This window comes from Allokutzneria albata (assembly GCF_900103775.1).
Lineage (GTDB): Bacteria > Actinomycetota > Actinomycetes > Mycobacteriales > Pseudonocardiaceae > Allokutzneria > Allokutzneria albata.
The window spans coordinates 5,839,824-5,861,175 of the sequence record NZ_LT629701.1 but is presented as its reverse complement, the minus strand read 5'-3'; the positions used below and the strand labels follow the sequence as shown (position 1 = coordinate 5,861,175).

The window sequence follows — 21,352 nt, the reverse complement described above, 5'->3', positions numbered from 1 at the left end:
AACCCGTCCGGGTTGCTTCGCCGTGTGCCCAGTGTCACACCCCGTCACGCTCCGTCGGACGAAGATCGTTCCAGGGGCCCGCCCGATAGTACGGATCACGGCCCGGACTCACGAAGGTAACCGAACGAACAGTGATCGCGAAGGGGGTGGATCGTCGTTACCGCGTTGCTCCGGACGGGTGGCGGTTAGTAGTACCCGACAACGCGCGGCTCGGCCACTGCCCTGCGCCCGGCGGCAGCCCCGGCCAGCCGAACGCGCCCACCTTCGCGGTAGGCAACGGCGTTGCGGCCGGACTGCTTCGCCACGTACAGCAGGCTGTCCGCGCGCAGCAGCTGGGCCTGCGGGTCGACCGAGAGCGGCGCTCCGCCCTGCTCCGGGGCGGGTTCGTGGGCGAGGCCGATGCTGACGGTCACCCGCAGCCCGGCGGCGAGCTGCTGCCAGGAGAACCGTTCGGCGCGAGCCCGCGCCGCTTCGCAGACCGCGACCGCGGTCTGGGCGTCGATGTCCGGCAGCACCAGGACGAACTCCTCGCCGCCGTAGCGCGCGCAGAACCCGCCCTCCGGCAGGCCGTCCTGCAACAGCTCGACGACGCGCTGCAGCACCCGATCGCCGATCAGGTGCCCGTAGGTGTCGTTGACCTGCTTGAACCAGTCGAGGTCGACCAGTGCGACGGCCAGTCCGCCGGTGTTGGTGCGCTCCTGCTCGGTGAGCAGGTCCACCAGGCGCTGGTCCAGGTAACGACGGTTGTACGACGCGGTGAGGCTGTCCCGGAGGCTTTGTTCGCGTGCTTCGGCGTGTTCCCGGCGCAACCTGTCGACTTCGTTGCGCAGTTGTTCCGGAACGTGCGGTGGCTCGATTTGCTCGGAAGAGAGCAGGTCAAGCGCGGAACGCAGGTGGTGATATGCCTGCCGCCACTGCCCGCGCGAGGCGAACAAGGCCGCGATGGATTCGTGCAGCTGGACCAGTCCGGCGTTCGGCTGCTGCGAACTCGAATTGTGCGGCGCGCCGGTCGCGGGGGAGGACCGGTGCGGTGGGTGCGCCGGCGGTGCGGGCACACCACGGACGGCGCCGTCGCGCGCCGGATCCGACTCGGCAACGCCGGGCCGCAATACGGTCACCGCACTCACCTCCCTACGACGGTGGTGTCGTCGCCCGCGCCGGAGCCCTTGAGGCACCGCGCCCGGCCCGTCCGCTAATTCGCTCGACTGGCTGATAGAGGGTTGCTCCGAACTGGTGACTCTGAGTGATCCAGCTCCCAGAGGGTTGTGTACCCGCCGGTACCCGTGAACGGCGCCCGCCAACGGCGTCGCCACCCTTGTGGACCAGCGAAAATCCTCGGTCGGTCCAGAGTGCCTTCCCCGTGGGAACGGAGTGCGTTCAGTTCGGGCACGGGGCGAACCCATACGCCATTCCATTCAGGACGACTACGTGCTGGGAGCCGATTTGGTTGCCCACAGTGGTGTTGTCGCGCCGGGTCGAGACCGAAACTGCGACGACGTACACATTCCCCCTGGGCGGAATCGCGTTTCCGCCCGGCGACCATTTCGGGTCCGCCCGCAACGTCGGCCAGACCGGTTCGGTCAACACGGTGAGCCCGTTGAGTTGGCATATGCCTGAATGGAAGTCGGGATGCTGCGTTTTCCGGTACAGCTCCTGCTGCGCAGCGCTGCCCTTGGCCGCCGCGGCGTTGCCGTCCTCGACGTAGCGGACCACCAGTGCCCGCTCGGCGTCGCCGACCCCCGGGAGCATCGCCTCGCCGGTGATCGTGCTCTGGCAGCCCGCGGTGGCCAGCAGCAGGAGCGCGGCGGCGGCGCGGAGCGCGTTCATGAGGACCTGCCTGGTAGCTGTCGCGGACACGGACCTGCCGGACGGGCCCTAGCCCCCGGAGTGCATCAGGTCGGCACCGAGCGGGACCGTGGCGTCCTCGGGGTCGTTGAGCCAGCCCTCGGGCAGCGCGACCTTGCCCGGAGAGCCCTGGCGCCCGCGCGGGCCCTCGGCGTCCTCCGGGAACGGGGCGGAGTGGTCGAGCCGGGCGATCAGGTCCTCCAGTTCGGCGACCGTGCTGACCAGGCTGAACTGGCGGCGCAGGTCGGAGCCGATCGGGAAGCCCTTGAGGTACCAGGACATGTGCTTGCGCAGGTCCCGCACGCCGGTGTCGGCGCCGAGGTGGTCGACCAGCAGCAGCGCGTGCCGGTGCAGGATCTCGCCGACCTTGCCCAACGACGGGCCTGCCGGGATCGGCTCACCGCGGAAGGCCGCCTGCAGTTCGGCGAACAGCCACGGCCTGCCGAGGCAGCCGCGTCCGACGACCACGCCGTCGCAGCCGGTCTCGGCCATCATCCGCAGCGCGTCCTGCGCGGAGAAGATGTCGCCGTTGCCCAGCACCGGAACGGTCCGCACCGCTTCCTTCAGCCGCGCGATCGCCGTCCAGTCGGCCTCGCCGGAGTACCGCTGGGCCGCGGTGCGGGCGTGCAGCGCGACCGCCTTCGCGCCCTCGGCCTCGGCGATCCGACCGGCGTCGAGGTAGGTGATGTGCTCGTCGTTGATGCCGATGCGGAACTTCACCGTCACGGGCACGTTCGCGGGCTCGGCCGCCTTCACCGCCGCGGCGACGATCTCGCCGAACAGCCGCCGCTTGTACGGCAACGCGGCACCGCCGCCGTTCCTGGTGACCTTCGGGACGGGGCAGCCGAAGTTCATGTCGACGTGGTCGGCGAGGCCCTCGCCGACCACGATCCTGGTGGCCTCGGCCACGTTGGCCGGGTCGACGCCGTAGAGCTGCATGGAGCGCGGGTGCTCGCCCTCGCCGAAGGCGATCATGCGCATGGTCTTCGGGTCGCGCTCGACGATGGCCCGCGCGGTGATCATCTCGCAGACGTAGAGCGAGGTGGGGCTGCCGAACTCGCGGCAGAGCTGCCGGAACGCCACGTTCGTTATGCCCGCCATGGGGGCGAGCACGACGGCGGGATCGACCAGGTACTGGCCGATCTTCAGGGAGGGCGCTGCGGATGTCACCAGGTCAGGGTAACCGCCGTGCTCCGGACGGCGGATGGCTCTTGCCATGCCTGCGCTGGCACGCTTGAGAGGTCCCAGGTCGTCTGTTCCTGACTCGGTGGCTGAAGCGGGGGACAGCTGGCCGTGGAGGTGCAGGCGTTCCTTCTTCTGCACGACGGAGGAGGGCGTGTGTCGCACACGACGGGCGTTTCTTCTCGTCCACCGAGGGAGAACGCCCATGTCAACATCTGTCCACGTGCTGCTGAGCGCGCCGGTGTCGATCGCGCTGATGGCGCTCTCGCTCCGCTACGGGCCGTCCGCGCTGGTGTTCCTGATCGCGGGGATCGTGGCGGTGCTCGCTCCGGGGAAACGAGGCGAACGCGCTCTGGCCGTCCTCCGGCTCCTGGGCCCGCCGCAACGCCGTAAGCGGACTTGATCAGCGGGCGACGCCGCAGGCCACCGAGGTCTCGTGGGCGAGCAGCCTGGTCAGCTCGCGGACGAAGAAGTACGGCAGGTCCGGCCAGCCGTGGAACTCGATGCCCAGGTTGCCGTAGGCCCAGTCGCTGTCCCACTCCGTGATCGGCTGCGTGAGGTAGCAGTCCGGGCAGCTCACCGGGCCCGCGTTGCCGCCGGACTGCCACTCGGCCAGCGCGTCGGTGGCGTCATCCTCGTCCGGCTCGAAGGTGTAGCGGCAGACCGGGCAGAACAGGAAGTGGCCCGCGGTGGAGGAGAAGGCGGTGCGGCCGGTGACGATCCGCACACCGCGCAGCATGTCCGGGCTCGGGCCGAGCAGTCGCTTGACGTTGGACCCGGGGCGGTAGGCCCAGAGCGGGTCGCCCTCGAAGATCTCGAACTGCTCCCCGATGATCACTTGGCGCATCAGCAGCCAGCTCCGAACCTCGTCAGCGAGCTTCGGAGCGTCCTCGGCAGACACCTCGCGATCGACGACCGCCGCGTACATCTCCACGGGGCGGACGATAGTGAAGGCGTTTCTCCGGGCTTCGCGCCACCCTGCGTCGGCAGGGTCCCGCGCCGATTTGCTAAGCAGTCCACAGTAGACAGTGGGAATGCCGGTGCCTCACTCGATGGTTGTGATCGGGCAGGAACCCGATCCCGGAGGTGAGCGGTGCGTGATCGCACCTGGTTGGTGGCCTGCGCCGCAGCGCTGTGGGGCACCGACGGACTGCTGCGGAAACCGCTCGCCGACGCGTTGCCCCCGGCAACGGTCGTGTTCTGGGAGCACCTGATCGTCGTGCTGCTCCTGCTGCCGTGGTTGCCCGCGGCGCTGCGGGCGTTCGCGGCGAGCACGGCCAGGCAGAAGGCCGCGCTCGTGGCGATCGGCATCGGCGCCTCGGCCGTGGCCACGGCGATGTTCACCGCGGCGTTCAAGCTCGGTGATCCGGTGACGCCGCTCGTCCTGCAGAAGCTCCAGCCGGTGTTCGCGGTGCTGGCGGCGTTCTTCTTCCTCGGCGAACGGGTGCGGTGGACCTACGCGGCCTTCGCGGTCCCCGCGCTGCTCGGCGCCTGGCTGCTGAGCTTCCCCGATCCGGCGCAGTTCCGGGTTTCCGCGCTGTCGTCCGCGCTGCTCGCGCTGGGTGCGGCGGCGTTGTGGGCGGGCGGGACGGTGCTCGGCAGGCTGGTCAGCACGGAGATGTCGCCCATGCACGTGACCACGCTGCGGTTCGCGATCGGGCTGCCCGCCTCGGCGGTCGTGGTCGGTGTGCAGGGCGCCCCCGTCCTCGTCGGCGTGGACAACGCGTTCGGATTGGTGTTGCTGGCCGTCATCCCGGGGCTGCTCGCGCTGCGGCTGTACTACCTCGGGCTCCAGACGACCCCCGCCTCCCGGGCAACGCTGGCGGAGCTGGCCTTCCCGGCCACGGCGGCGCTGATCGGGGTGGGGCTGCTCGGCACTTCGCTGACGGCGACGCAGTGGATCGGCTTCGCGGTGATCGTCGGCGCGGTGACCTTGCTGAGCTGGCACGAGCGTGTTCGCAAGGCTCCCGCTGTTCAGACGCCGACATCCCGGGCGAGCAGGTCCTGAGCCGTCTCGCCGCGCACGAGCAGTCGTGGAGCCCCGTCGCGCACGGCGACCACGGGTGGGCGGCCGACCATGTTGTAGTTCGAGGCGAGCGAGTGGTGGTAGGCGCCGGTGCACGGCACGGCCAGCAGGTCTCCGGCGTGGATGTCGCCTGGCAGCGGCACGTTCTCGGCGATGACGTCGCCCGCCTCGCAGTGCCTTCCGACCACGGTCACCGGCGTGTCCGGCACCTGGCTGCCGCGTCCGACCAGGCGCACCGCGTACTTCGCGCCGTAGAGCGCCGGGCGCGCGTTGTCGCTCATGCCGCCGTCGACCGCGACGAACGTTCGGTGCGTCCCGTGCTTCACGGTGACGACGCGGTAGATCGTGATCCCGGCGCGTGCGACGAGTGAACGACCTGGCTCGACAGTCAGCCGCGGTGCGGGCAGCCCGCGCCGCGCGCACTCGTAGTTCACCGCGCCGCGAACCCGGTCAGCGAAGCCGGAGAGGTCGAACTCCGCTTCACCCGCGAGGTAGGGGACCACGTGTCCGCCGCCGAGGTTCAACTGCGGCAACACGGTTCCGTGCTCGCGGCGGACACGGTCGAGCAGATCGACCATCCGGCGCGCCGCCAGCTCGAAGTCGGCGACGCGGCCGATCTGGGAGCCGATGTGGCAGTGCAGGCCGACCAGGCGCAGGCCCGGCTCAGCGAGGGCGCGCCGCACCGCCTCCTCGGCGCCCCCGCTGGCCAGGGAGAACCCGAACTTCTGGTCCTCGACCCCGGTGGCGATCGCGGCGTGCGTGCGTCCGTCGACGCCGGGCGTGACCCGGATCAGCACCGGCTGCGCGGCCGCGAGCGCCCCGAGCTGGCCGATCTCGTCGAGCGAGTCGACGACCACGCGGCCGACACCCGCCTGCATCGCGGCCTTGAGGTCGTCCGGGGACTTCGCGTTGCCGTGCAGGATGACCCGCTCCGCGGGAAAGCCCGCCGCCATGGCCACCGCCAGCTCGCCGGCTGAGCAGACGTCCAGCGCCAGGCCTTCCTCGGCGATCCAGCCGACCACGCCGCGGGTCAGGAACGCCTTGCCCGCGTAGGCGATCTCCACGTCGGGCAGGGCCCGGCGGTAGGCGCGGCAGTTCGCCCGGACCTGTGCCTCGTCGACCACGTAGGTCGGGGTGCCGAAGCGCCCGGCCAGCTCGGCGAGCGCGACCCCGCCGACGGAGAGGTCACCGGTCGGGGGGATGCGAGTGGTGGCCGGCCAGATCGCCGGGGTGGGCAGCCGGTCGATCGAGGTGCGCAAGGAAGGGATCAGCTCTGTCAGGGTCACCGTGGGCTCCGCTCCGTGGAGGGGTTCTCCGCTCCACGACACTCCTGCCCGGCGCGGTCGGCGAGGCCCCATACGCGGTCCTGACGGTGGGTGCCGGGATGTTGACGTTTTCGGAGCGCCACATCGTTATCCGAGATCGTCCTGCGCGTGCCCAGAGTGTCTACTGTGGATATATCGGGTGGTCCTAGCAGGCATATCGGGTGAATCTGAAAGATCATCGGGGCCGCTTCATGCCATGAGCGCGACCACCCGGCACTGAAGTGTGATGCAGGTCATAAAGATGGACGTCAACGGGCCACCCGGGTGGGGCGTCAAGGTGAGTGCGTTCATGGCTTTGTGGGAAGGGACACGATGGTGGGGGACAAGGGTCGTTCGCGGCGTCGGTGGGCGCTGGTCGCGCTGGGGTGCGCGGCGCTCGTCATGATGCCGGTGGTCAGCGCGTGCACCGGTGGGGGGAATGAGGGTCCGGGCCGCGCGACCGAGGTGGGAGAGGCGCCCAAGGCCCCGGCGAAGGTCGCGCTCTCGCCCACGGACGGCGCCAAGGACGTGCCGCCCGGCCAGGAGGTCAGGGTCGCCGTCACCGACGGCACGCTGACCGAGGTCAAGCTGACCAACAACGAGGGCAAGGCGGTCGCGGGCAAGCTCTCCGACGACAAGAAGACCTGGGAGCCCGCGGAGGACCTGGGCTTCAGCAAGACCTACAGCTGGGCGGGCAGCGCTGTCGGCACGGACGGCAAGCCGGTGGCGCTGGCGGGCTCGTTCAGCACCGCCAAGCAGGGCCGCATGATCAACATCTCGCCGAACGTGGTCGACGGGCAGGCTTACGGCATCGCCATGCCGATCGGGCTGGTCTTCGGCCAGGACGTGAAGGACAAGGCGTCGGTGGAGCGGGCCCTCAAGGTCACCACCGAGCCCGCCACCGAGGGCTCCTGGGCGTGGACCCACAACGACCAGGTCTACTGGCGTCCCGCCGAGTACTGGAAGCCCAACACCAAGGTCACCCTGAACGCCAGGCTCTACGGCGTCTCCTTCGGCGGCAACTCCTTCGGCAAGGAGAGCATCACCAGGAACTTCACCATCGGCCGTGCGCGCATCACCGTCGCCGACAACCGCACCCACCACGTGATCGTCACCGAGAACGGCCAGCAGGTCGCCGACTACCCGGCCAGCCTGGGCAAGGAGCACGACCGCAAGCTCGTCACCCGCAACGGCAAGTACTGGGCGATGGAGAAGCACCGCCTCAAGCTGATGACCAACCCGGCCTACGACTACGAGAACTACCCGGCACCGTGGGCGGTCCGGATGTCGTGGAACGGCGAGTTCATCCACGCCAACGACAGCACCCGGGGCTCGCACGGCAAGGCCAACGTCTCGCACGGCTGCATCAACCTGACCTCCGCGCGGGCCAAGGAGTTCCACGACGCCACCCTCATCGGCGACCCCATCGAGGTAACCGGCGCCAAGATCGACATCCCGACCAACGGCAGCGACATCTGGGGTGCGCCGTACAGCAACTGGAAGGCCCTCTCCGCGCTCGCCAAGGGCTGATCCCGCCAGTGGGGGCGGCCCGACGAGGCCGCCCCTCACCTGCGGTGATCGAGATCGTTGCCGCCACGATGCCCGGTTCGGACCCGTCGCGCCCCGTAGTCGGCTAGCCTTGTCGGCGGGCCGCTAGCTCAATTGGCAGAGCAGCGGACTTTTAATCCGCGGGTTGTGGGTTCGAGTCCCACGCGGCCCACCAAGCGCGGTCCATCGCGCACCGCTCCGGGCGAGCCCCGTCATCGACGGTTGATCGCCAAGGACAGACAGGCCGAAGGCCCCCTGATCGCTCAGGGGGCCTTCGGCCTGTTCGTGCTAGCAACCCTTCGGCGTCGCGCGCTCGTTGCGAACCAGCGCCGCATAACCAAGGCGGAGGTGCTGCTTGGGGCGCGCGCACTCTCGCCAGGGTCTCCCCGGCCCGAGAGGCGAGGACAAGGTATCCCACTCGACTACGGCGCCGTAGCCAGGCGAACAATTTCCGTAGAACCGGATGCCGTCCTTTTCGTAAAAATCGCACAGTCCAGGAGAGTCCGCGTGCGCGGCGGAGACGCCTAGCGTGAAAGCGCTGGTCAGCGCGAAGATCACGCTCCCGGATCGCGCGATGATCCGTGACATCTGCCGGTCTCCCTCCGTGATGTTCCCAGGGTTCCTGGTGGGCGCAAACTGCTGGCGTTTCCTGGGTGTTGTAAGAGGATTCAACCCTGGGGAAACGTGAACATTTGTGAGGAATTCACGTCACTGGCAGTGCTCGATCAACGGACGCCAGGCATCGGCGCCGGTTCGCTTCCAGAAACGGGCACACCAGGGGGAGCCGTGGAAGATGGTCTGCGGTGCGAAAGTGACGTATCCAGAGGCCGCGTCTTCCGGGCTGTTGCCGAGGGGGCCGTTCGCTCCCCAGAAAGCGAAGTGCCCGTACTGGTCTTGCCAGGGGTCGAGCCTGGCGGACATTCCCCTCGCACTGCAGTTCTGATCCAGAACCACCCAGACGCCGATCGTCACGCCGTTTGACTCGAACCAGCTGTTCTGGCTGCTGCCGTCCAGGCAGCTCTGGAGTGCCGTGGCGGTGGCGGCCGGGGTCAGCGACGTGGCGGTGATGATCGCCAGGGCGGTGGCGGCGAGCCGGGACCTGAGCTCCATTACTTCTCCCACTGTCCTCCTGGAAGCGGATGGCCCCAGGTCGAGGTGTGAGGTCACCACGGAGTTATGGGCGAGACGAATATTTTGAGTCCAGCCGAAAGGTCATCACTCCATCGGATGAAGTTGAATTTTTTCTCGCTTTTGGCAGGTGCTCGACTCTTCGGCTGGTTACGTCAATGCGCTTATCGGAATTCTGTTATGGTGCTGCAGTAATCGTTTGTTCGCGGCTCGTGGACGGGAGTCATGTCCACGAGGATCGCGCATCTCGAACTCGGACCGAGGAAGTTGTCATGCGCAAGGTTTCCAGGGTTTTCGCCGCGGTCGTTCTGGCTGTGGGAGTGGCAGTTCTGTCTTCCGTTTCGGCGTCGGCCGAAGCGAAGATGCACCGGGGTGAAAGCGGGTGCTTCACCTATTCGTACAAGCAGGGCGGGGTTCAGATGAACACCACCGTGTACTACCACAACAAGTGCAAGGGCAGCGCCACGATCACGATCGTTCCGCAGAAGAGCGGGCTGATCTGCTCTCCGGAGAAGATTCGGGTCAAGGGTGGCGACTACGGCGACTACACCATGTGGTGCGACTCCGTTCGGCGGGTTGAGGGCACCTGGAGCTAGTGCAGGCTGAGGTCCGGCCGGTCGTGGCGGTCGGCCGGACCTCCGGGAGGCTGTGGTGCGCGATGCCTGGGTGCGAGCCGTCGTCGGGCGCGGTGGGAACGCAGAGAAAGCGGCTGCCTCGGCACGAGAACTGCTTGCGCGGTATGGCGAAGCGCACCGCAGCTACCACACGGAGCAGCACGTCGTGGCGATGCTCTCCGATGTGGAATTGCTGGCCGAGGACATCGTGCTCGACTCCTTCGACCGTGATGTGCTGACCCTCGCCATTTGCGCGCACGATGTCGTTTACAACGGCAAGCCGGGTGAGGACGAGCGGGCGAGTGCTGCGTGGGCTCGACGCCGTCTCACGGACGCCGGTGTTTCTGAAGACGTTGTTGACCGTGTTGAGGCGCTCGTTCTCGCCACGATCACGCACGAGGCCGACGGCCAGGATGCGCTCGCCGATGTGCTGCTCGACGTGGACTTGGCGATTCTTGGTGCGCCTGAGGAGAAGTACGACGCCTACGTGTGGGCGGTGCGCGCTGAGTACTCGCACGTTGCGGACGACCACTGGCGCACGGGTCGTGCTGCTGTTCTGCGGAGCCTGGTTGAGCGGGACGTTCTCTATCGGACCACTGACGCGCGGCGGCGGTGGGATTCCGCTGCGCGCAACAACATTCGCCGCGAGTTGGGGTCTCTTTAAGTCGTCTGCACAGCGCTGAGGCGTCGGGCGAACTCGGCGGCGCGGTCGATGTCGGCGACCTGCGTGTAGACCGCCGCGCTCCTCTCGTAAAAGTCGCGCAAGGCTCGGAGAGATGCGTCCGGTGCGACGAAGCCGCCGGATCTCTTGCGACCACGTGGTGACGCGGACGACCTGGCGATGGGGATGGGCCGGATCGAGTCGGAGTGCGAGCGGATGGGCTCGCTCGTCGACGAACTGCTGCCGGCTCGGCTGGACCAGGCAGACCGCTCGATCGGGAGCCGTCGAGTTGACCGAACTGGCCGTCGATGCCGTTGCGGATGCCCTCACCGCGGACAACGGCGGTGCCGGTCTCGGATGGTCCATTGTGGACGCCGTGGTGGCCGCGCACGGGGGCTCGGTGTCCGTCCGGTCGGAGCCGGGAGAGGGCGCCGCGTTCCGGGTCGCCCTACCGCTCAGCTCCGGCCCCAAGTCGTGATCTCGCCGCCCGGCGAGCACACCACGCGCAGCTCACCGGGCCCCGTTGCCGACCACGCCTCGTGCCCCGGGTCCGGCTCGACGGTGAGGTGGTAGCCGTTGTCGAAGCCCAGGTGCAGCTCGCCGTTCTTGAAGATGATCTCCCAGGTCAGCTTCGTCCCGACCAGGGCGAGCGCCTCGGCGACCTTCTGCCGGTCGGGCCGCAGCCGGACCGGGCCGTCCGGGGTGGACAGCTCGGCCTCGGCCTCGATCGCGATCAGCGCGCCCCCGGAGAGCACGAGGGTGAGCGCGTTGTCGACGCGGATCTGCGTGATCTCCATGCCGCGGTACGGCAGTGCCCAGCGATCGCCGAGCCGGATCAGCTTGCCCATGCGCACAGCGTGCCCGACGAGCACCCGACTCGCTCAGCGCAGCGCCGCGAGCACGTACTCCACCATCTCCTGGGGATTCAGGAGGACGATGTCCAGCGTAGAGTCGTTGAACCCGATGCGGAACGCCCACTCCGGTGTCGACTGCTTGCCGAGCGGGGCCGGCGAGAACCGCGTGACCGCGGCCAGCGGTACCTCCCACAGCGAGATCATGAACGAGTCCTCTGCGGGCTCGGTGACATCGCCGAGGCGGTTGTTGTCGATGACGACACCGATGCGTCGATTGGTGATGACCAGCCAGGAATCGCCCGCACCGGAGGCGAGGTGATCGGCGATCCTGACGGCGTGCGCGTCGGGCGAGGAGGCATACGCCCAGACCGAGAACGACGGATCGTGCACCCACTCGTCGCCGAGGAACCGCCCCTCGCTCACCACGGAGGTCGGCAGCGGCCTCCACTCCTGTTGCGGCCGCATCGAGTGCACTTCGCCGAACGGCACGTGGGGTGCGCGGTGCGTGTCGGCGACCGTCGAGCCGACGTGGCCGAAGCAGCTGAAGGTAGCCACTCCCGCTTCGCCCGGGTTCAGCCAGGTTTTCGCGGTCAGGGCCGCTGTTTCCTGGCCGACCCCCTTGCCGAAGTCGTACGGAATACGGTCACCGATGATCACTGGTCAGCATGCTTTCGGTCAGTCCGAGAACCGTGTTGAACTCCAGGCCGGATCCGTCGTGGAACTCGATGCGGACATACGGCCGGTTGGTGTTCGGATTCGGTGTTCCCCGGAACACGGTGGTGACTCTGGCGATGTCGGACGGGGGCAGCTCGATGTGGCATTCCATGGGAGCGATCTCGATCGCCTTCCCCGGCTGGTACTTCAACAGGCCCGTGTCGGTGGTGAAGGACTTCGCGGCATCGACGAAGAGCTTGCCGAAGCCGACCGCGACGTTCAGCAACGGTGCTTTCTCCTCCAGGAACGAGGGCACTTCGGCGAGCCACCCGATCCGCGCCGGGGTGAACACCCACCAGCCCTTCCGATCGGGCAGCTGCCGCACGATCTCCACCGCGCGGCAGTCCGAGTCCGCACCGACCACGTACATGTCCGGTACGACAACACGATTGGGATCGGCGCTGTGCTCGTCGCCGTTGTTGTCGCCGTCGCCGCCGAATGCGAGCGCCGCTCCGAAGACGAGTGCGCCGACAGCACCCACCTTCGCCTTCTCGCGGATGGTCGGCGGCGGCTCACCTCGTGAGTCCAGACCGGGGACGTCGAAGACTCGGTACTGCGTTTGGATGCAGCGCAGAATGCGTTCGCCCGGACGACACCAGTGCTCGCGAATCGCCAGTGCGCCGCCGAGTCGTTCGGTCACGCAGTTCCTCCAGGATGGTCGAGCCCGAACCCGCGGACTTGGTCGGCGCGGCGCTCCTCTGTGGACTTCTTCGGGTCGATGACCTTGTCGTAAGCGATCTCGGCGCCCTTCTCGATGGCGAAGTCGGAGCCCACCGCGATGCCCGCGCTGGTCGCGGCCCGGCGACCATTGCTCGTGCCGCCGACGATCGAGGTCAGGATGGTCTCGCTGATGTTCGCCGCCAGCGCCGATGCTCCGGTTGTGCCCTTGATGAAGCGGTTCTCCGTGGTGGAGGCGAGAGATCCCTCGACCGTTTTCCCCATGTCATCGAGCTTGGTGAACTCGGCCCTGCTGAAGATCCGCCCTGCTGGGGATGCACGGTCGACGAGGCCGACGACCTGGCTCTCGAAGAACCCGCCAGTGCGGCGTTGGTTCATGTCTTCCAGCACCTTGCGGAGCCCACGCGCCCCGCGCGCGCTCACCAGCAAGTCCTCCATCTTCTTGACGAGCGGACCGAGCTTCCGCTGCATCGCGTTGACCTTGCTGCCGACCTTGGCCACTGAGTTCAGGACGCGGGCGACGGTGGCGCTCATCGCGACACCGGTGCTGACGCCTGCGGTCACCCACGCGGCGGCGAGTGCGGCGAGCCACTGCACGAGCAGGCCGATGACCAGCTCGGTCACCACCGCGATGACGAACTCCACCAGCATGTCGAACAGGTCGGCGATGGTCTCCAGGACGTCCTTGAGCTCGCGGACGTCGTCGGCGAGGCCCTCGACGGCGGTGGCGAAGGAGGCCATCTGCGCGCGGAACGCGGTGGCGGCCGCGCCGACCCACACGGCCTCGGTCGCGGCGGACCTGCGCCGTTCGGCCTCGGCGACCTGGTCGAGCCAGGTGGCGACCTTGCCCCAGCCCTCGCCGGTGGCGCGCATCTGCTCGGGGTCCCCGACGGCCCACTCCACGATCTCGATGAACGGGCTCATCACCAGTGACACCAGGAACCCGAGGCCGTTGTCGGCGAGCGCCTTGCCCGGGCTGGCGATGGTCTGCAACAGCTCGGCGCGGCCGGAGACGGTGGCGACCGCCAGTTCGGGCGGGGAGGTCGCGTCGGCGAGGTCCTGGGCGGCGCCGACCCAGGAGCTGCCCCGGCCGGCCATCTGCTCGAACCAGTTCTTCTGCGACCCGCCGGAGTTCAGCTCGGCGAAGCTGCCCGGCCCCGTCACGCCTGCACGTCCTTGCCCAGCGCGGAGAACCCTTGGGAGAGCCCGGATTCGGTGCCGTTGTAGATCGCGTGGGTCGCGTGCAGCCCGTCGGAGGTCTGCCGGAGGTAGGCACCGGCGCCCTTGGCCAGCTCCCGGCACAGGTCCAGCATCAGCTCGTAGCCCGCTGTCGCGCCCTGCGACCTGGCCAGCGGGCCGAAGCACTGGTCGTCCACTTTGGCCTGGAGCAGCAGGCGTTCCAGCTGGTCGAACTTGCCCGCGAGGCTGTCGCAGCCGTCGGCGTAACCCAGCAGCGCGTCCGGCCGGACCTGGTAGCCGCCGCTCACTCGGCGGTCCCGTTCATCGCCTGCTTCGCCTCGGCCAGGTGCTCGCCGAGGATCGGCTCCAGCTCGGTGTCCATCTGCTGCGCGGCGTTGGCCGTGGCGAGCCGGATGGTCTTGAGGATGTCCTGCTGCAACGCGGTGTGCGAGCGCTTCATCGCGTCCGGGCTGAGCCGCAGGTCGAGCACGGCGCCTGCGGGGCTGACGGTCACCGTGATCGCACCGTCGCCGCTGCGGGCCGATCCCCGCAGCTCGCGCAGCTTGTCCCGGGCCTTGCTGATCTGCTGCACGCGTTCCTCGAAGGACCGCAGCATCTGCTCGACGCGTTCCTGGTGGCTCCCCATGTCCCCTCCCCGATTTGCTACTGCAAGGACGTTAGCGGGATCGGGGAGGCGACATGCGCGGTTCGGCGGCAAATGCCCAATCAGGTACGCCGGGCGGGGAGCTGCTTCACGGCGGTGGCGATGAAGTCGAGGTCGCCGATGATCTCCTCGGCCCGATCGCGGTCGGTGTACATGGCGTAGTGCCGCGCGGCGATCGCGTCCGGGTCGGCCTCGCCCGCGCCCTTCTCGACGCGGACGCAGACGGTGAGCGTGCCGGCGTGGATGCCGCTCGGCGCCAGCTCGGCGTTGAGGGTGTGCACGTAGTTGCGCAGCCCGGACATGGCGATGCCGAGATTGGCCAGCATCGGGACCGGCTGGGCGGCGGAGGCGCCCGTGCTGAACAGCAGCGTTCCCTCGCCGCGCGCCTGCATCCCCGGCAGCACCTGGCGCACGGCGGTGATCGCGCCGAGGACGTAGACGTCGAGCTGCTGCCGGACGGAGGCCACGGTCAGCTCGGTGGGGAACTGCAGCTCGTCGATGTCGACCACGTTCGGGCCGAACACGAGGACGTCGACCTCGCCGATCTCCGCGAGCGCGGCGGCGAGGCGCGCGTGGTCGGCGATGTCGGCGGGATGGGCCCGCGCGTCGATGCCCTCGGCGCGCAGCTCGGTGACGTAGCCGGCCAGCTTCTCCTCGTTCCTGGCGATCAGGCCGACCCGGAAGCCCTTGCTGCCGAACAGCCTCGCCGTGGAGAGCCCGACGCCCGGTCCGACCCCGACGACCGCGACGGTCTTGGTCACGTGTTCCTCCAATAGTTACTAGTTGTGCGTAAACGCATCATGAGTAAGCATTGGATCGCCGCACAAGAAGGCACATGAATGTGCGTGACGAACACGGGGGTGCGTGATGACCGAGCTGGGCGCGGCGTGGACGGTTCTCGCCGATCGGGGCGACGCCGACGAGGAGACCTGCCGCAAGGTCCTCCAAGTGCTCTCGCGGATCGGCGACAAGTGGACGCTGCTGGTGATCGGCACCCTCCGGGACGGCACGATGCGCTTCGGCGAGCTGCACCGGCAGGTCACCGGGATCTCGCAGCGGATGCTGACGCTGACCCTCCGGCAGCTCGAACGCGACGGGCTGATCAGCCGGACCGTGCACCCGTCGGTGCCGCCCAAGGTCGAGTACACGCTCACCGAGCTGGGGCGGACGCTGCTGGGCACCGCGCTCCAGCTGGCGACGTGGGCGGCGGACCACATCGACGAGATCGAGGCGAACCGCCACGACTACGACGCCGGGCTCACCCGAGCAGACGGCTGACCCGCCGCACGACCTCACTCGCCCCGTCCTCGGCCCGCACCAGTTCGCCCAGCGCCCGGGCGCGCTCGGCGTGCCGGGGAGCTTCCGTGATCAACGCGGCCAGGCGCTCCGCGGTCAGCTCGCCGAACGGGACCCAGCCGGGGCTCGCGCCGATGGTTTCCAGGCGCTTCGCCCAGAACGGCTGGTCGGTGATCGCCGGAACGCCGATGGCCGGCACCCCCGCGCGCAGCCCCGCAGCGGTCGTGCCCGCGCCGCAGTGGTGGATCACGGCGGCCATGCGCGGGAACAACCACTCGTGCGGGGCCTCGCCGATGGTCAGCACGTCATCGCCGTTGAGTTCCAGGCGAGCCCATCCGCTCTGCACCACGGCGCGCACTCCCGCGAGCTTCACGGCATGCGCCACCAGGTCGTTCAGCCGGGCCGGATCGGAGAACTCCCGGCTGCCGAAGCCGATGTAGACCGGCGGCGGACCCGCGGCGAGGAAGTCCGCCAACGCAGCGGGCGGTTCCCAGTCGGGCCTGCTCGCGGGCCACCAGAAGCCGACGCCGTTCTCGTCCTCGGTCCAGTCGCTGAGCGGGGGCACCACCACCGAGCTGAAGCCGTTGATCACGCGGAGTTCACGCCGCATGACGGACGTGGTGAGCGCGCCGAGCTGCTTCGCACCCATCACGTACTCGCCTGTGAGCAGCGAGATCCGACCGACGGCGCGGTTTCCCCACGCGCCGAGCTGGAACGGGACCAGCATGTCCGGCGCGAAGTCCGCGGTCGGCACCCACGGCTGCAAGGGCGTCGCGAGCAGGGGAACACGCAGCTCCCGCGCGACGTGATAGGCCGTGAAGACCGCCATGCTGTTGGACAGCAGCAGATCCGCACCCTCGGCGCCCGCGGCGAGGATGCCCTCGTTCAGCTCAGCCAGGTGCGAGCGGAACGCCTTGATCATTCGCAGCGTGCCCAGAGGCCCACCGCCGCCCTCCTGCCACCGCTGGCCCTCCGGGGTGGCACCGATGCCGCGCGGGTCGCCGGGGATGCTCCGGAACTCCAGCCCGGCTTCGCGGACGAAGCCGCCGAACTCGTCGTAGCTCGCGATCGCGACCTCGTACCCGGCTTCGCGCAGGCGCACGCCGAGCCCGGTGAAGGGAGCGACGTCCCCGCGCGAGCCGGGTGCGTAGACAAGTATCGGCATAGACCGAAACTACCGGCGGAATGTTCGGCCTCCGCTGAAGACCGCAGACCTGACGCGTTTTCGCGACCTAGCTTCGGATTTCCCGGACGAGGGAGGCGACGTGAGGTCCAGAGTGGTCGCGGCGGCAGTCGCGCTGAGCACGGCGATAGGCCCACAGGCGGATGCCGCGCCCGTGGTGGAGATCCCGCCCGGGGTGACGACGGGATTCGCGGTCTTCGACCGGCACACCGGCCAGATGACCGTGCAGCACCAGGCCACGATGCAGTTCCGGTCGGCCTCCATCGTGAAGATCCTGATAGCGCTGGACTACTTGAACGGCAGGGGAGTCGGCTCGCCCGTGCCCGACATCGACCTCGCGCTGCTGGAGCCGATGCTGCGGTCCAGTGATGACACCGCCGCGTCGATCCTCTGGGAGCGCAACGGTTTCAACGCGATCGTGCACCGGATGGCCGCGCTGATCGGCCTCACCGAGACGCAGCCGCCCGCGGACCCGAACTGGTGGGGCCGCACCGCGGTCAGCGCCGCCGACGTCGTCAAGATCTACCGGTACCTGCTGGAGCGGGCACCGCACTCGTTCCGCGATTTCGTCCTCGACAACCTCCGCAAGGCAACGCAGTGCGCGACCGATGAGCGCGACCAGTACTTCGGCATCCCCCGCGCGCTGCCGCGCCCCTGGGCGGTCAAACAGGGCTGGTCGGGCTATCCGGACCCGCCACGCGACGAGAAGTGCGTCGTCACCGGAGAAGGCGCCGAGGTGAACGAGATCGACCTGCGCAGCCCTGCCCTGCACACGTCCGGCCTTGTGGGCGAAGGGGATCGCGAGATCGTCGTCGTGCTGACCCTGCACCCGGAAGGCACGACGTGGGCAACGGCAGCCGGTCGCATCACCGCGCTGACGAAGTCCGTCCTCGCGGCTAGCGCCCGGCGGGCTGCTCGGTGATCTGACGCGCGGTCACGGTTCCGTCGGCGGCCCGTTCTCCTTGCACCGCAACGGTGTCTCCGGGAGCGAGGTCGCGGGCGGAGCCGCGCTGCGTGATCATCACCGAGGTCTGCCCGGCGAGCACGACCTTGATCTCCTGGCCGTCGCGGGCCTTGAGGTAGACCGTGTCGCCCTCGATGCGGTCGATCGTGCCCGCGGTGCCGCCGCGCCCGGGCTGCTGTTGCTGCTGCGGTTGTTGCTGTGCCTGCGCCGGACGCGCGGAGGAGCGACCGCCGAGGGCCGAGTGCATGGCGACGCCGCCGAGGAAGGACACGACGGCGAGCGCCGCGGCGGCCAGGGTGAGCGTCAGCCTGCTCGTGCCCCGACCGGCCGCCGCGAGCCGCTCGGTCAGGTCGTCGGTGTCGAGTTCGCTGGTCAGCAGCTTCTCGGGGTCGGTGGACATGCCAGCCTCACTCATGCCGAAGGGCTTCGATCGGGCGCAGCCGGGCCGCCCGGCTCGCCGGGTAACTGCCGAAGAACAGTCCGATGAGGACGGACACGCCGAAGGCCAGCAGCACCGAGGACGGCAGCACCTCCGGCTGGATCCCGGAGAAGCTGAACCGGCTGCCCAGCCAGCCGACGAGGACCCCGATCGCGCCGCCCACCATGCTCAGCAGCGTCGCCTCGGCGAGGAACTGCCCGGAGATCGCGCCGCGCGGGGCGCCGATGGCCTTGCGGATGCCGATCTCCCGGATCCGCTCGGTGACCGTGACCAGCATGATGTTGGTGATGCCGATCCCGCCCACCAGCAGGGAGATCCCCGCGACGGCGGCGAGCAGCGTGGTGAACACGTCCACCGCCTGCGTGCGCGTGCTGAGCAGCTGCTGCTGGTTCTGCACGCGGAAGTCGGAGGCGGCCGAGCCGGTGATGCCGTGCCGCTGGTTGAGCACGGCGGTGATCTGGTTCTGCGCGGCCGTGATCACGTCGGCGGACTGCGCCTGCACGACCACCTGGCTGAGGCTGCCGGTCCCGGTCAGCGCGTACTGCAGCGTGGTCAGCGGCGCCACCACCGTGTCGTCGGCGTTCTGCAGGCCGCTGGATCCCTTCTGCGCCAACACTCCCACCACGGTGAACGGGATGTTGTTCAACTGGATCTGCTTGCCGAGCGGATCGTCCCCGGCGAACAGCTCCTGGGCGACGGTCTGCCCGATCACCACGACCTTGCGCGCCTCGGTCACGTCGCTGTCGGAGAACGACGCTCCCGAGCCGACCGCACTGTTGGTGGCGTCGAAGTAGCTGGGGCGCGTGCCGATGACCTGCCCCACGCTGTGGCTGACACCGCGGTAGGTCGCGGTCGCCTGTGCGGCGACGACGGGCGAGACGCTTCGGATGTCCGGCGCGATCCGCTTGTCCGCCAGAGCCTCCGCGTCCGCGACGGTCAGCGGCCTCGGTGCGGTGGCGGCTCCGCCGCGCATCGGGGAGACGGTGAGCAGGTTCGTGCCCAGCCCGGCGATGCTGTTCTCGATCGCCTTGGACGCCCCGTTGCCCACCGCGGTCAGCAAGATCACCGCGGCGACGCCGATGCTGATCCCGAGCGTGGTCAGCACCGACCGCATCTTGTTCGCCAGCAAGCCTTTCACGGCGAACCGCAGCACCTCCAGCACGCTCATAGCGGTGCCTGCCGGTGGTCGGAGACGATCTCGCCGTCGACGAGCCGGACGACGCGGCGGGCGTGCGCGGCGACGTCGTTCTCGTGCGTGATCATCACGATCGTCCTGCCGAGCGCGTTGAGCCTGCCGAGGACGCCTAGGAGATCGCTGCTGCTCTTGCTGTCCAGGTTGCCGGTCGGCTCGTCGGCGAGCACAAGTGCGGGCGCGTTGACCAGTGCCCTCGCCACCGCGACCCGTTGCTGCTGGCCGCCGGACAGCTCGTTGGGCATGTGGTGTGCGCGCTCGCTGAGCCCGACGAGCTGCAACGCCGCCTCCGCCCGCTCCCGCCGCTGTTTGCGGCCGAGCCCCGCGTAGGTCATCGGTAGCTCCACGTTGCCCAGCGCGGAAACGCGCGGGATGAGGTTGAACGACTGGAAGACGAAGCCGAGCTTCCTGTTGCGCAGCAAGGACAACTGGGTCTCGTTGAAGCTGCCGACGTCGATGCCGTCGAGCCTGTAGCGACCGCCGCTGGGCACGTCGAGGCAGCCGAGGATGTTCAGCATCGTCGACTTGCCCGAGCCGGACGCGCCCATGATCGCCACGTAGTCGCCGCGGTGCACGGTCAGGTCCACGCCGCGCAGCGCGTGCACGGCGGTGTCACCGCTGCCGTAGGTCTTGCGCAGGCCCGTGATCTCGATGACCGGAGCCGTCATCGGTTGCCACCCGGACCGCCGCCGCCTCCGACGAAGCCGCCACCGCCGCCACCGCCACCGCCGAACGTCACGCGTCCGCCGGGGAGTTGTTGTTGCTGCTGGGTGCTGTTCGCCGTCGCCGTGGGGATCACGACCAGCTCGCCCTCGGTCAGCCCAGACGTGATCTGCGTGGACTGCTCGCCCTTCACCCCGACCTGGACCGTGCGCAGGGTCTGCTGGCCGTTGCTCCACACCGTCACGCGGTGCGTGCCACCGGTGGACTGGACCGCGAAGCTCGGCACGGTCAGCGCGTTGTCGACCTTGGCCACCACCACCTGCACGCTGGCGGACTGTCCCGGCTTGAGCCCATCCGGCACCTGGTCCAGGTTCAGCGTCACGCCGTACTGAACGACGTTTCCGCTGGTCGTGGGCGTGAGGTCGATCTGGTTGACCTTCGCCGGGAACTGCTTGTCCGGCAAGGCGTTGATCGTCACCGTGGCGTCCTGACCGGCCTTCAACCGGGAGATGTCGATCTCCGCGATGTTCGCCTTCACCTGGAAGTTGACCAGGTCGGACAGCACGATGAAGCCGCTCGTCGTGTTCGACGCGGCGTTGCCGGACGAGGAGGAAGAAGAGGAAGAGGAGCCGCCGGAGGAACCGCCGCCGGAGGAACCGGACGTGGCGGGGTTCCCGACCGAACCGGAGATCGAGACCACCGTGCCCTCCGCGGGCGCCTTGAGCACCGCGGCGGCCAGGTTGGCCTTCGCCTCGGTCAGCGCCGCCTTGGCCTGTGTGACCTGGCTCTTGCGCTGGGCGAGCGTGGCCGCGTCGTCGGACTTCACCGCGGCGAGCGAGGCCTCCGCGGCGTCCAGGCTCGCGTCGGCCTGGTCGACCTTGCTCTGCAACGCGGTCGTGTCCAGCCTGGCAAGCTCCTGACCTGCGCTGACCTTGTCGCCGACCTTGACCGAGATCTTCTTGACGGTCCCGTTCGTGCCGAAGTTCACCCCGACCGTGGACGCGCTCTGCACGGTCCCGGCCGCGGAGACGGTCGCGCTGACCGAACCCGTGGTGACCGGCACCGTGCGCGGCGCCGCTCCCTGGGCCGCCTGGCCGGGGAACAGCAAGCGGACCGTGAAGAAGCCCGCGACCAGCACGATCACGATCAACCCGGTGTTGATCAGTACGGCACGTCTCATGCGCCGCAGCCTCTGTGCGTTAGCTGGGTATTACCTGT

At 68.9% G+C, this 21,352-nt stretch carries 26 protein-coding genes and 1 tRNA gene; 9 read left to right on the top strand and 18 right to left on the bottom strand.

Annotation, left to right across the window (positions count from 1 at the left end; genetic code table 11):
* Nucleotides 1-185: 185 nt before the first annotated feature.
* From BLT28_RS26535 to dusB, 3 genes are all read right to left on the bottom strand, one after another.
* On the bottom strand, nucleotides 186-1,118 hold the full coding sequence (locus BLT28_RS26535; RefSeq protein WP_030427166.1) for a GGDEF domain-containing protein: 933 nt from the start codon (nucleotides 1,116-1,118) through the stop codon (nucleotides 186-188).
* 259 nt (nucleotides 1,119-1,377) lie between these two features.
* Entirely contained in the window at nucleotides 1,378-1,827 is a 450-nt protein-coding gene (locus BLT28_RS26530) for a hypothetical protein (protein ID WP_030427167.1), read from the bottom strand.
* A gap of 48 nt (nucleotides 1,828-1,875) precedes the next feature.
* Nucleotides 1,876-3,063 carry a tRNA dihydrouridine synthase DusB gene (gene dusB, locus BLT28_RS26525; RefSeq protein WP_052406853.1) on the bottom strand — a complete coding sequence of 396 codons (1,188 nt, stop codon included), beginning with the start codon at nucleotides 3,061-3,063 and terminating at the stop codon, nucleotides 1,876-1,878.
* Nucleotides 3,064-3,232: 169 nt separating this feature from the next.
* On the opposite strand from dusB, the gene BLT28_RS26520 reads away from it, so the two are divergent.
* The gene (locus BLT28_RS26520) at nucleotides 3,233-3,430 is read left to right on the top strand and encodes a hypothetical protein (RefSeq protein ID WP_030427169.1); all 198 of its coding nucleotides are present in this window, start codon (nucleotides 3,233-3,235) and stop codon (nucleotides 3,428-3,430) included.
* Here the strand turns inward: BLT28_RS26520 and BLT28_RS26515 are convergent, their stop codons facing one another.
* Nucleotides 3,431-3,961, bottom strand: a complete 531-nt coding sequence (locus tag BLT28_RS26515; RefSeq protein WP_030427170.1) for a hypothetical protein — start codon at nucleotides 3,959-3,961, stop codon at nucleotides 3,431-3,433.
* A 159-nt stretch (nucleotides 3,962-4,120) separates the two neighbouring features.
* Here BLT28_RS26515 and BLT28_RS26510 point away from each other — a divergent pair, with 159 nt between their 5' ends.
* Nucleotides 4,121-5,035: a DMT family transporter gene (locus BLT28_RS26510; protein WP_030427171.1), complete on the top strand. Its 915-nt coding sequence runs from the start codon at nucleotides 4,121-4,123 to the stop codon at nucleotides 5,033-5,035.
* Here BLT28_RS26510 and lysA read toward each other — a convergent pair.
* The gene (gene lysA / locus BLT28_RS26505; protein ID WP_030427172.1) at nucleotides 5,002-6,339 is read right to left on the bottom strand and encodes a diaminopimelate decarboxylase; all 1,338 of its coding nucleotides are present in this window, start codon (nucleotides 6,337-6,339) and stop codon (nucleotides 5,002-5,004) included. The genes BLT28_RS26510 and lysA overlap by 34 nt on opposite strands.
* Nucleotides 6,340-6,690: 351 nt before the next feature.
* On the opposite strand from lysA, the gene BLT28_RS26500 reads away from it, so the two are divergent.
* Together BLT28_RS26500 and BLT28_RS26495 are read left to right on the top strand one after the other, a co-directional pair.
* A complete protein-coding gene (locus BLT28_RS26500; RefSeq protein WP_030427173.1) occupies nucleotides 6,691-7,887 on the top strand; it encodes a L,D-transpeptidase in 1,197 nt (398 codons plus the stop codon).
* Between the two features lie 117 nt (nucleotides 7,888-8,004).
* A tRNA-Lys gene (locus BLT28_RS26495) sits at nucleotides 8,005-8,080 on the top strand.
* 533 nt (nucleotides 8,081-8,613) lie between these two features.
* On the opposite strand, the gene BLT28_RS26490 is transcribed toward BLT28_RS26495, so the two are convergent.
* The gene (locus tag BLT28_RS26490; protein WP_030427174.1) at nucleotides 8,614-9,015 is read right to left on the bottom strand and encodes a hypothetical protein; all 402 of its coding nucleotides are present in this window, start codon (nucleotides 9,013-9,015) and stop codon (nucleotides 8,614-8,616) included.
* A gap of 290 nt (nucleotides 9,016-9,305) precedes the next feature.
* On the opposite strand from BLT28_RS26490, the gene BLT28_RS26485 reads away from it, so the two are divergent.
* The 3 genes from BLT28_RS26485 (at nucleotide 9,306) to BLT28_RS41465 (ending at nucleotide 10,786) form a co-directional block, all read left to right on the top strand.
* Nucleotides 9,306-9,629, top strand: coding sequence for a hypothetical protein (locus tag BLT28_RS26485; protein WP_030427175.1), 324 nt, complete (start codon nucleotides 9,306-9,308; stop codon nucleotides 9,627-9,629).
* Between the two features lie 55 nt (nucleotides 9,630-9,684).
* Nucleotides 9,685-10,311: an HD domain-containing protein gene (locus BLT28_RS26480; protein ID WP_030427176.1), complete on the top strand. Its 627-nt coding sequence runs from the start codon at nucleotides 9,685-9,687 to the stop codon at nucleotides 10,309-10,311.
* 286 nt (nucleotides 10,312-10,597) lie between these two features.
* Nucleotides 10,598-10,786, top strand: coding sequence for an ATP-binding protein (locus BLT28_RS41465; protein ID WP_030427177.1), 189 nt, complete (start codon nucleotides 10,598-10,600; stop codon nucleotides 10,784-10,786).
* Here BLT28_RS41465 and BLT28_RS26470 read toward each other — a convergent pair.
* From BLT28_RS26470 to BLT28_RS26440, 7 genes are all read right to left on the bottom strand, one after another.
* Nucleotides 10,764-11,156, bottom strand: coding sequence for a DUF6188 family protein (locus BLT28_RS26470; protein ID WP_156050497.1), 393 nt, complete (start codon nucleotides 11,154-11,156; stop codon nucleotides 10,764-10,766). The genes BLT28_RS41465 and BLT28_RS26470 overlap by 23 nt on opposite strands.
* A 33-nt stretch (nucleotides 11,157-11,189) precedes the next feature.
* Nucleotides 11,190-11,819, bottom strand: coding sequence for a hypothetical protein (locus BLT28_RS26465; protein ID WP_052406854.1), 630 nt, complete (start codon nucleotides 11,817-11,819; stop codon nucleotides 11,190-11,192).
* Nucleotides 11,806-12,516, bottom strand: coding sequence for a hypothetical protein (locus BLT28_RS26460; RefSeq protein WP_030427180.1), 711 nt, complete (start codon nucleotides 12,514-12,516; stop codon nucleotides 11,806-11,808). The genes BLT28_RS26465 and BLT28_RS26460 overlap by 14 nt, the downstream gene beginning before the upstream one ends.
* Nucleotides 12,513-13,718, bottom strand: a complete 1,206-nt coding sequence (locus BLT28_RS26455) for a WXG100 family type VII secretion target (RefSeq protein ID WP_052406855.1) — start codon at nucleotides 13,716-13,718, stop codon at nucleotides 12,513-12,515. Before BLT28_RS26455 ends, BLT28_RS26460 begins: the two co-directional genes overlap by 4 nt.
* Entirely contained in the window at nucleotides 13,715-14,041 is a 327-nt protein-coding gene (locus BLT28_RS26450) for a hypothetical protein (RefSeq protein WP_052406856.1), read from the bottom strand. Before BLT28_RS26450 ends, BLT28_RS26455 begins: the two co-directional genes overlap by 4 nt.
* Complete coding sequence (locus BLT28_RS26445; protein ID WP_052406857.1) at nucleotides 14,038-14,379, bottom strand: YbaB/EbfC family nucleoid-associated protein; 342 nt, start codon at nucleotides 14,377-14,379, stop codon at nucleotides 14,038-14,040. The genes BLT28_RS26450 and BLT28_RS26445 overlap by 4 nt, the downstream gene beginning before the upstream one ends.
* An 80-nt stretch (nucleotides 14,380-14,459) precedes the next feature.
* Nucleotides 14,460-15,158 carry an SDR family NAD(P)-dependent oxidoreductase gene (locus BLT28_RS26440; RefSeq protein ID WP_052406858.1) on the bottom strand — a complete coding sequence of 233 codons (699 nt, stop codon included), beginning with the start codon at nucleotides 15,156-15,158 and terminating at the stop codon, nucleotides 14,460-14,462.
* A 106-nt stretch (nucleotides 15,159-15,264) separates the two neighbouring features.
* Here BLT28_RS26440 and BLT28_RS26435 point away from each other — a divergent pair, with 106 nt between their 5' ends.
* Entirely contained in the window at nucleotides 15,265-15,675 is a 411-nt protein-coding gene (locus BLT28_RS26435; RefSeq protein ID WP_030427183.1) for a winged helix-turn-helix transcriptional regulator, read from the top strand.
* On the opposite strand, the gene BLT28_RS26430 is transcribed toward BLT28_RS26435, so the two are convergent.
* The gene (locus BLT28_RS26430; RefSeq protein WP_030427184.1) at nucleotides 15,656-16,858 is read right to left on the bottom strand and encodes a glycosyltransferase; all 1,203 of its coding nucleotides are present in this window, start codon (nucleotides 16,856-16,858) and stop codon (nucleotides 15,656-15,658) included. The two genes, BLT28_RS26435 and BLT28_RS26430, sit on opposite strands and share 20 nt — an antisense overlap.
* A 100-nt stretch (nucleotides 16,859-16,958) precedes the next feature.
* Between BLT28_RS26430 and BLT28_RS26425 the strand changes: the two genes are divergently transcribed.
* Nucleotides 16,959-17,798 carry a serine hydrolase gene (locus BLT28_RS26425; protein ID WP_231950435.1) on the top strand — a complete coding sequence of 280 codons (840 nt, stop codon included), beginning with the start codon at nucleotides 16,959-16,961 and terminating at the stop codon, nucleotides 17,796-17,798.
* Here the strand turns inward: BLT28_RS26425 and BLT28_RS26420 are convergent.
* Genes BLT28_RS26420 through BLT28_RS26405 form a run of 4 tightly spaced genes read right to left on the bottom strand, consistent with a single transcriptional unit; the run spans nucleotide 17,773 to nucleotide 21,314 of the window.
* Nucleotides 17,773-18,240 carry a DUF5666 domain-containing protein gene (locus tag BLT28_RS26420; protein ID WP_052406860.1) on the bottom strand — a complete coding sequence of 156 codons (468 nt, stop codon included), beginning with the start codon at nucleotides 18,238-18,240 and terminating at the stop codon, nucleotides 17,773-17,775. The genes BLT28_RS26425 and BLT28_RS26420 overlap by 26 nt on opposite strands.
* 7 nt (nucleotides 18,241-18,247) lie before the next feature.
* Nucleotides 18,248-19,447: an ABC transporter permease gene (locus BLT28_RS26415; protein ID WP_030427187.1), complete on the bottom strand. Its 1,200-nt coding sequence runs from the start codon at nucleotides 19,445-19,447 to the stop codon at nucleotides 18,248-18,250.
* Nucleotides 19,444-20,139, bottom strand: a complete 696-nt coding sequence (locus BLT28_RS26410; RefSeq protein WP_030427188.1) for an ABC transporter ATP-binding protein — start codon at nucleotides 20,137-20,139, stop codon at nucleotides 19,444-19,446. The genes BLT28_RS26415 and BLT28_RS26410 overlap by 4 nt, the downstream gene beginning before the upstream one ends.
* The gene (locus tag BLT28_RS26405; protein WP_052406861.1) at nucleotides 20,136-21,314 is read right to left on the bottom strand and encodes an efflux RND transporter periplasmic adaptor subunit; all 1,179 of its coding nucleotides are present in this window, start codon (nucleotides 21,312-21,314) and stop codon (nucleotides 20,136-20,138) included. Before BLT28_RS26405 ends, BLT28_RS26410 begins: the two co-directional genes overlap by 4 nt.
* Between the last annotated feature and the right edge of the window lie 38 nt (nucleotides 21,315-21,352).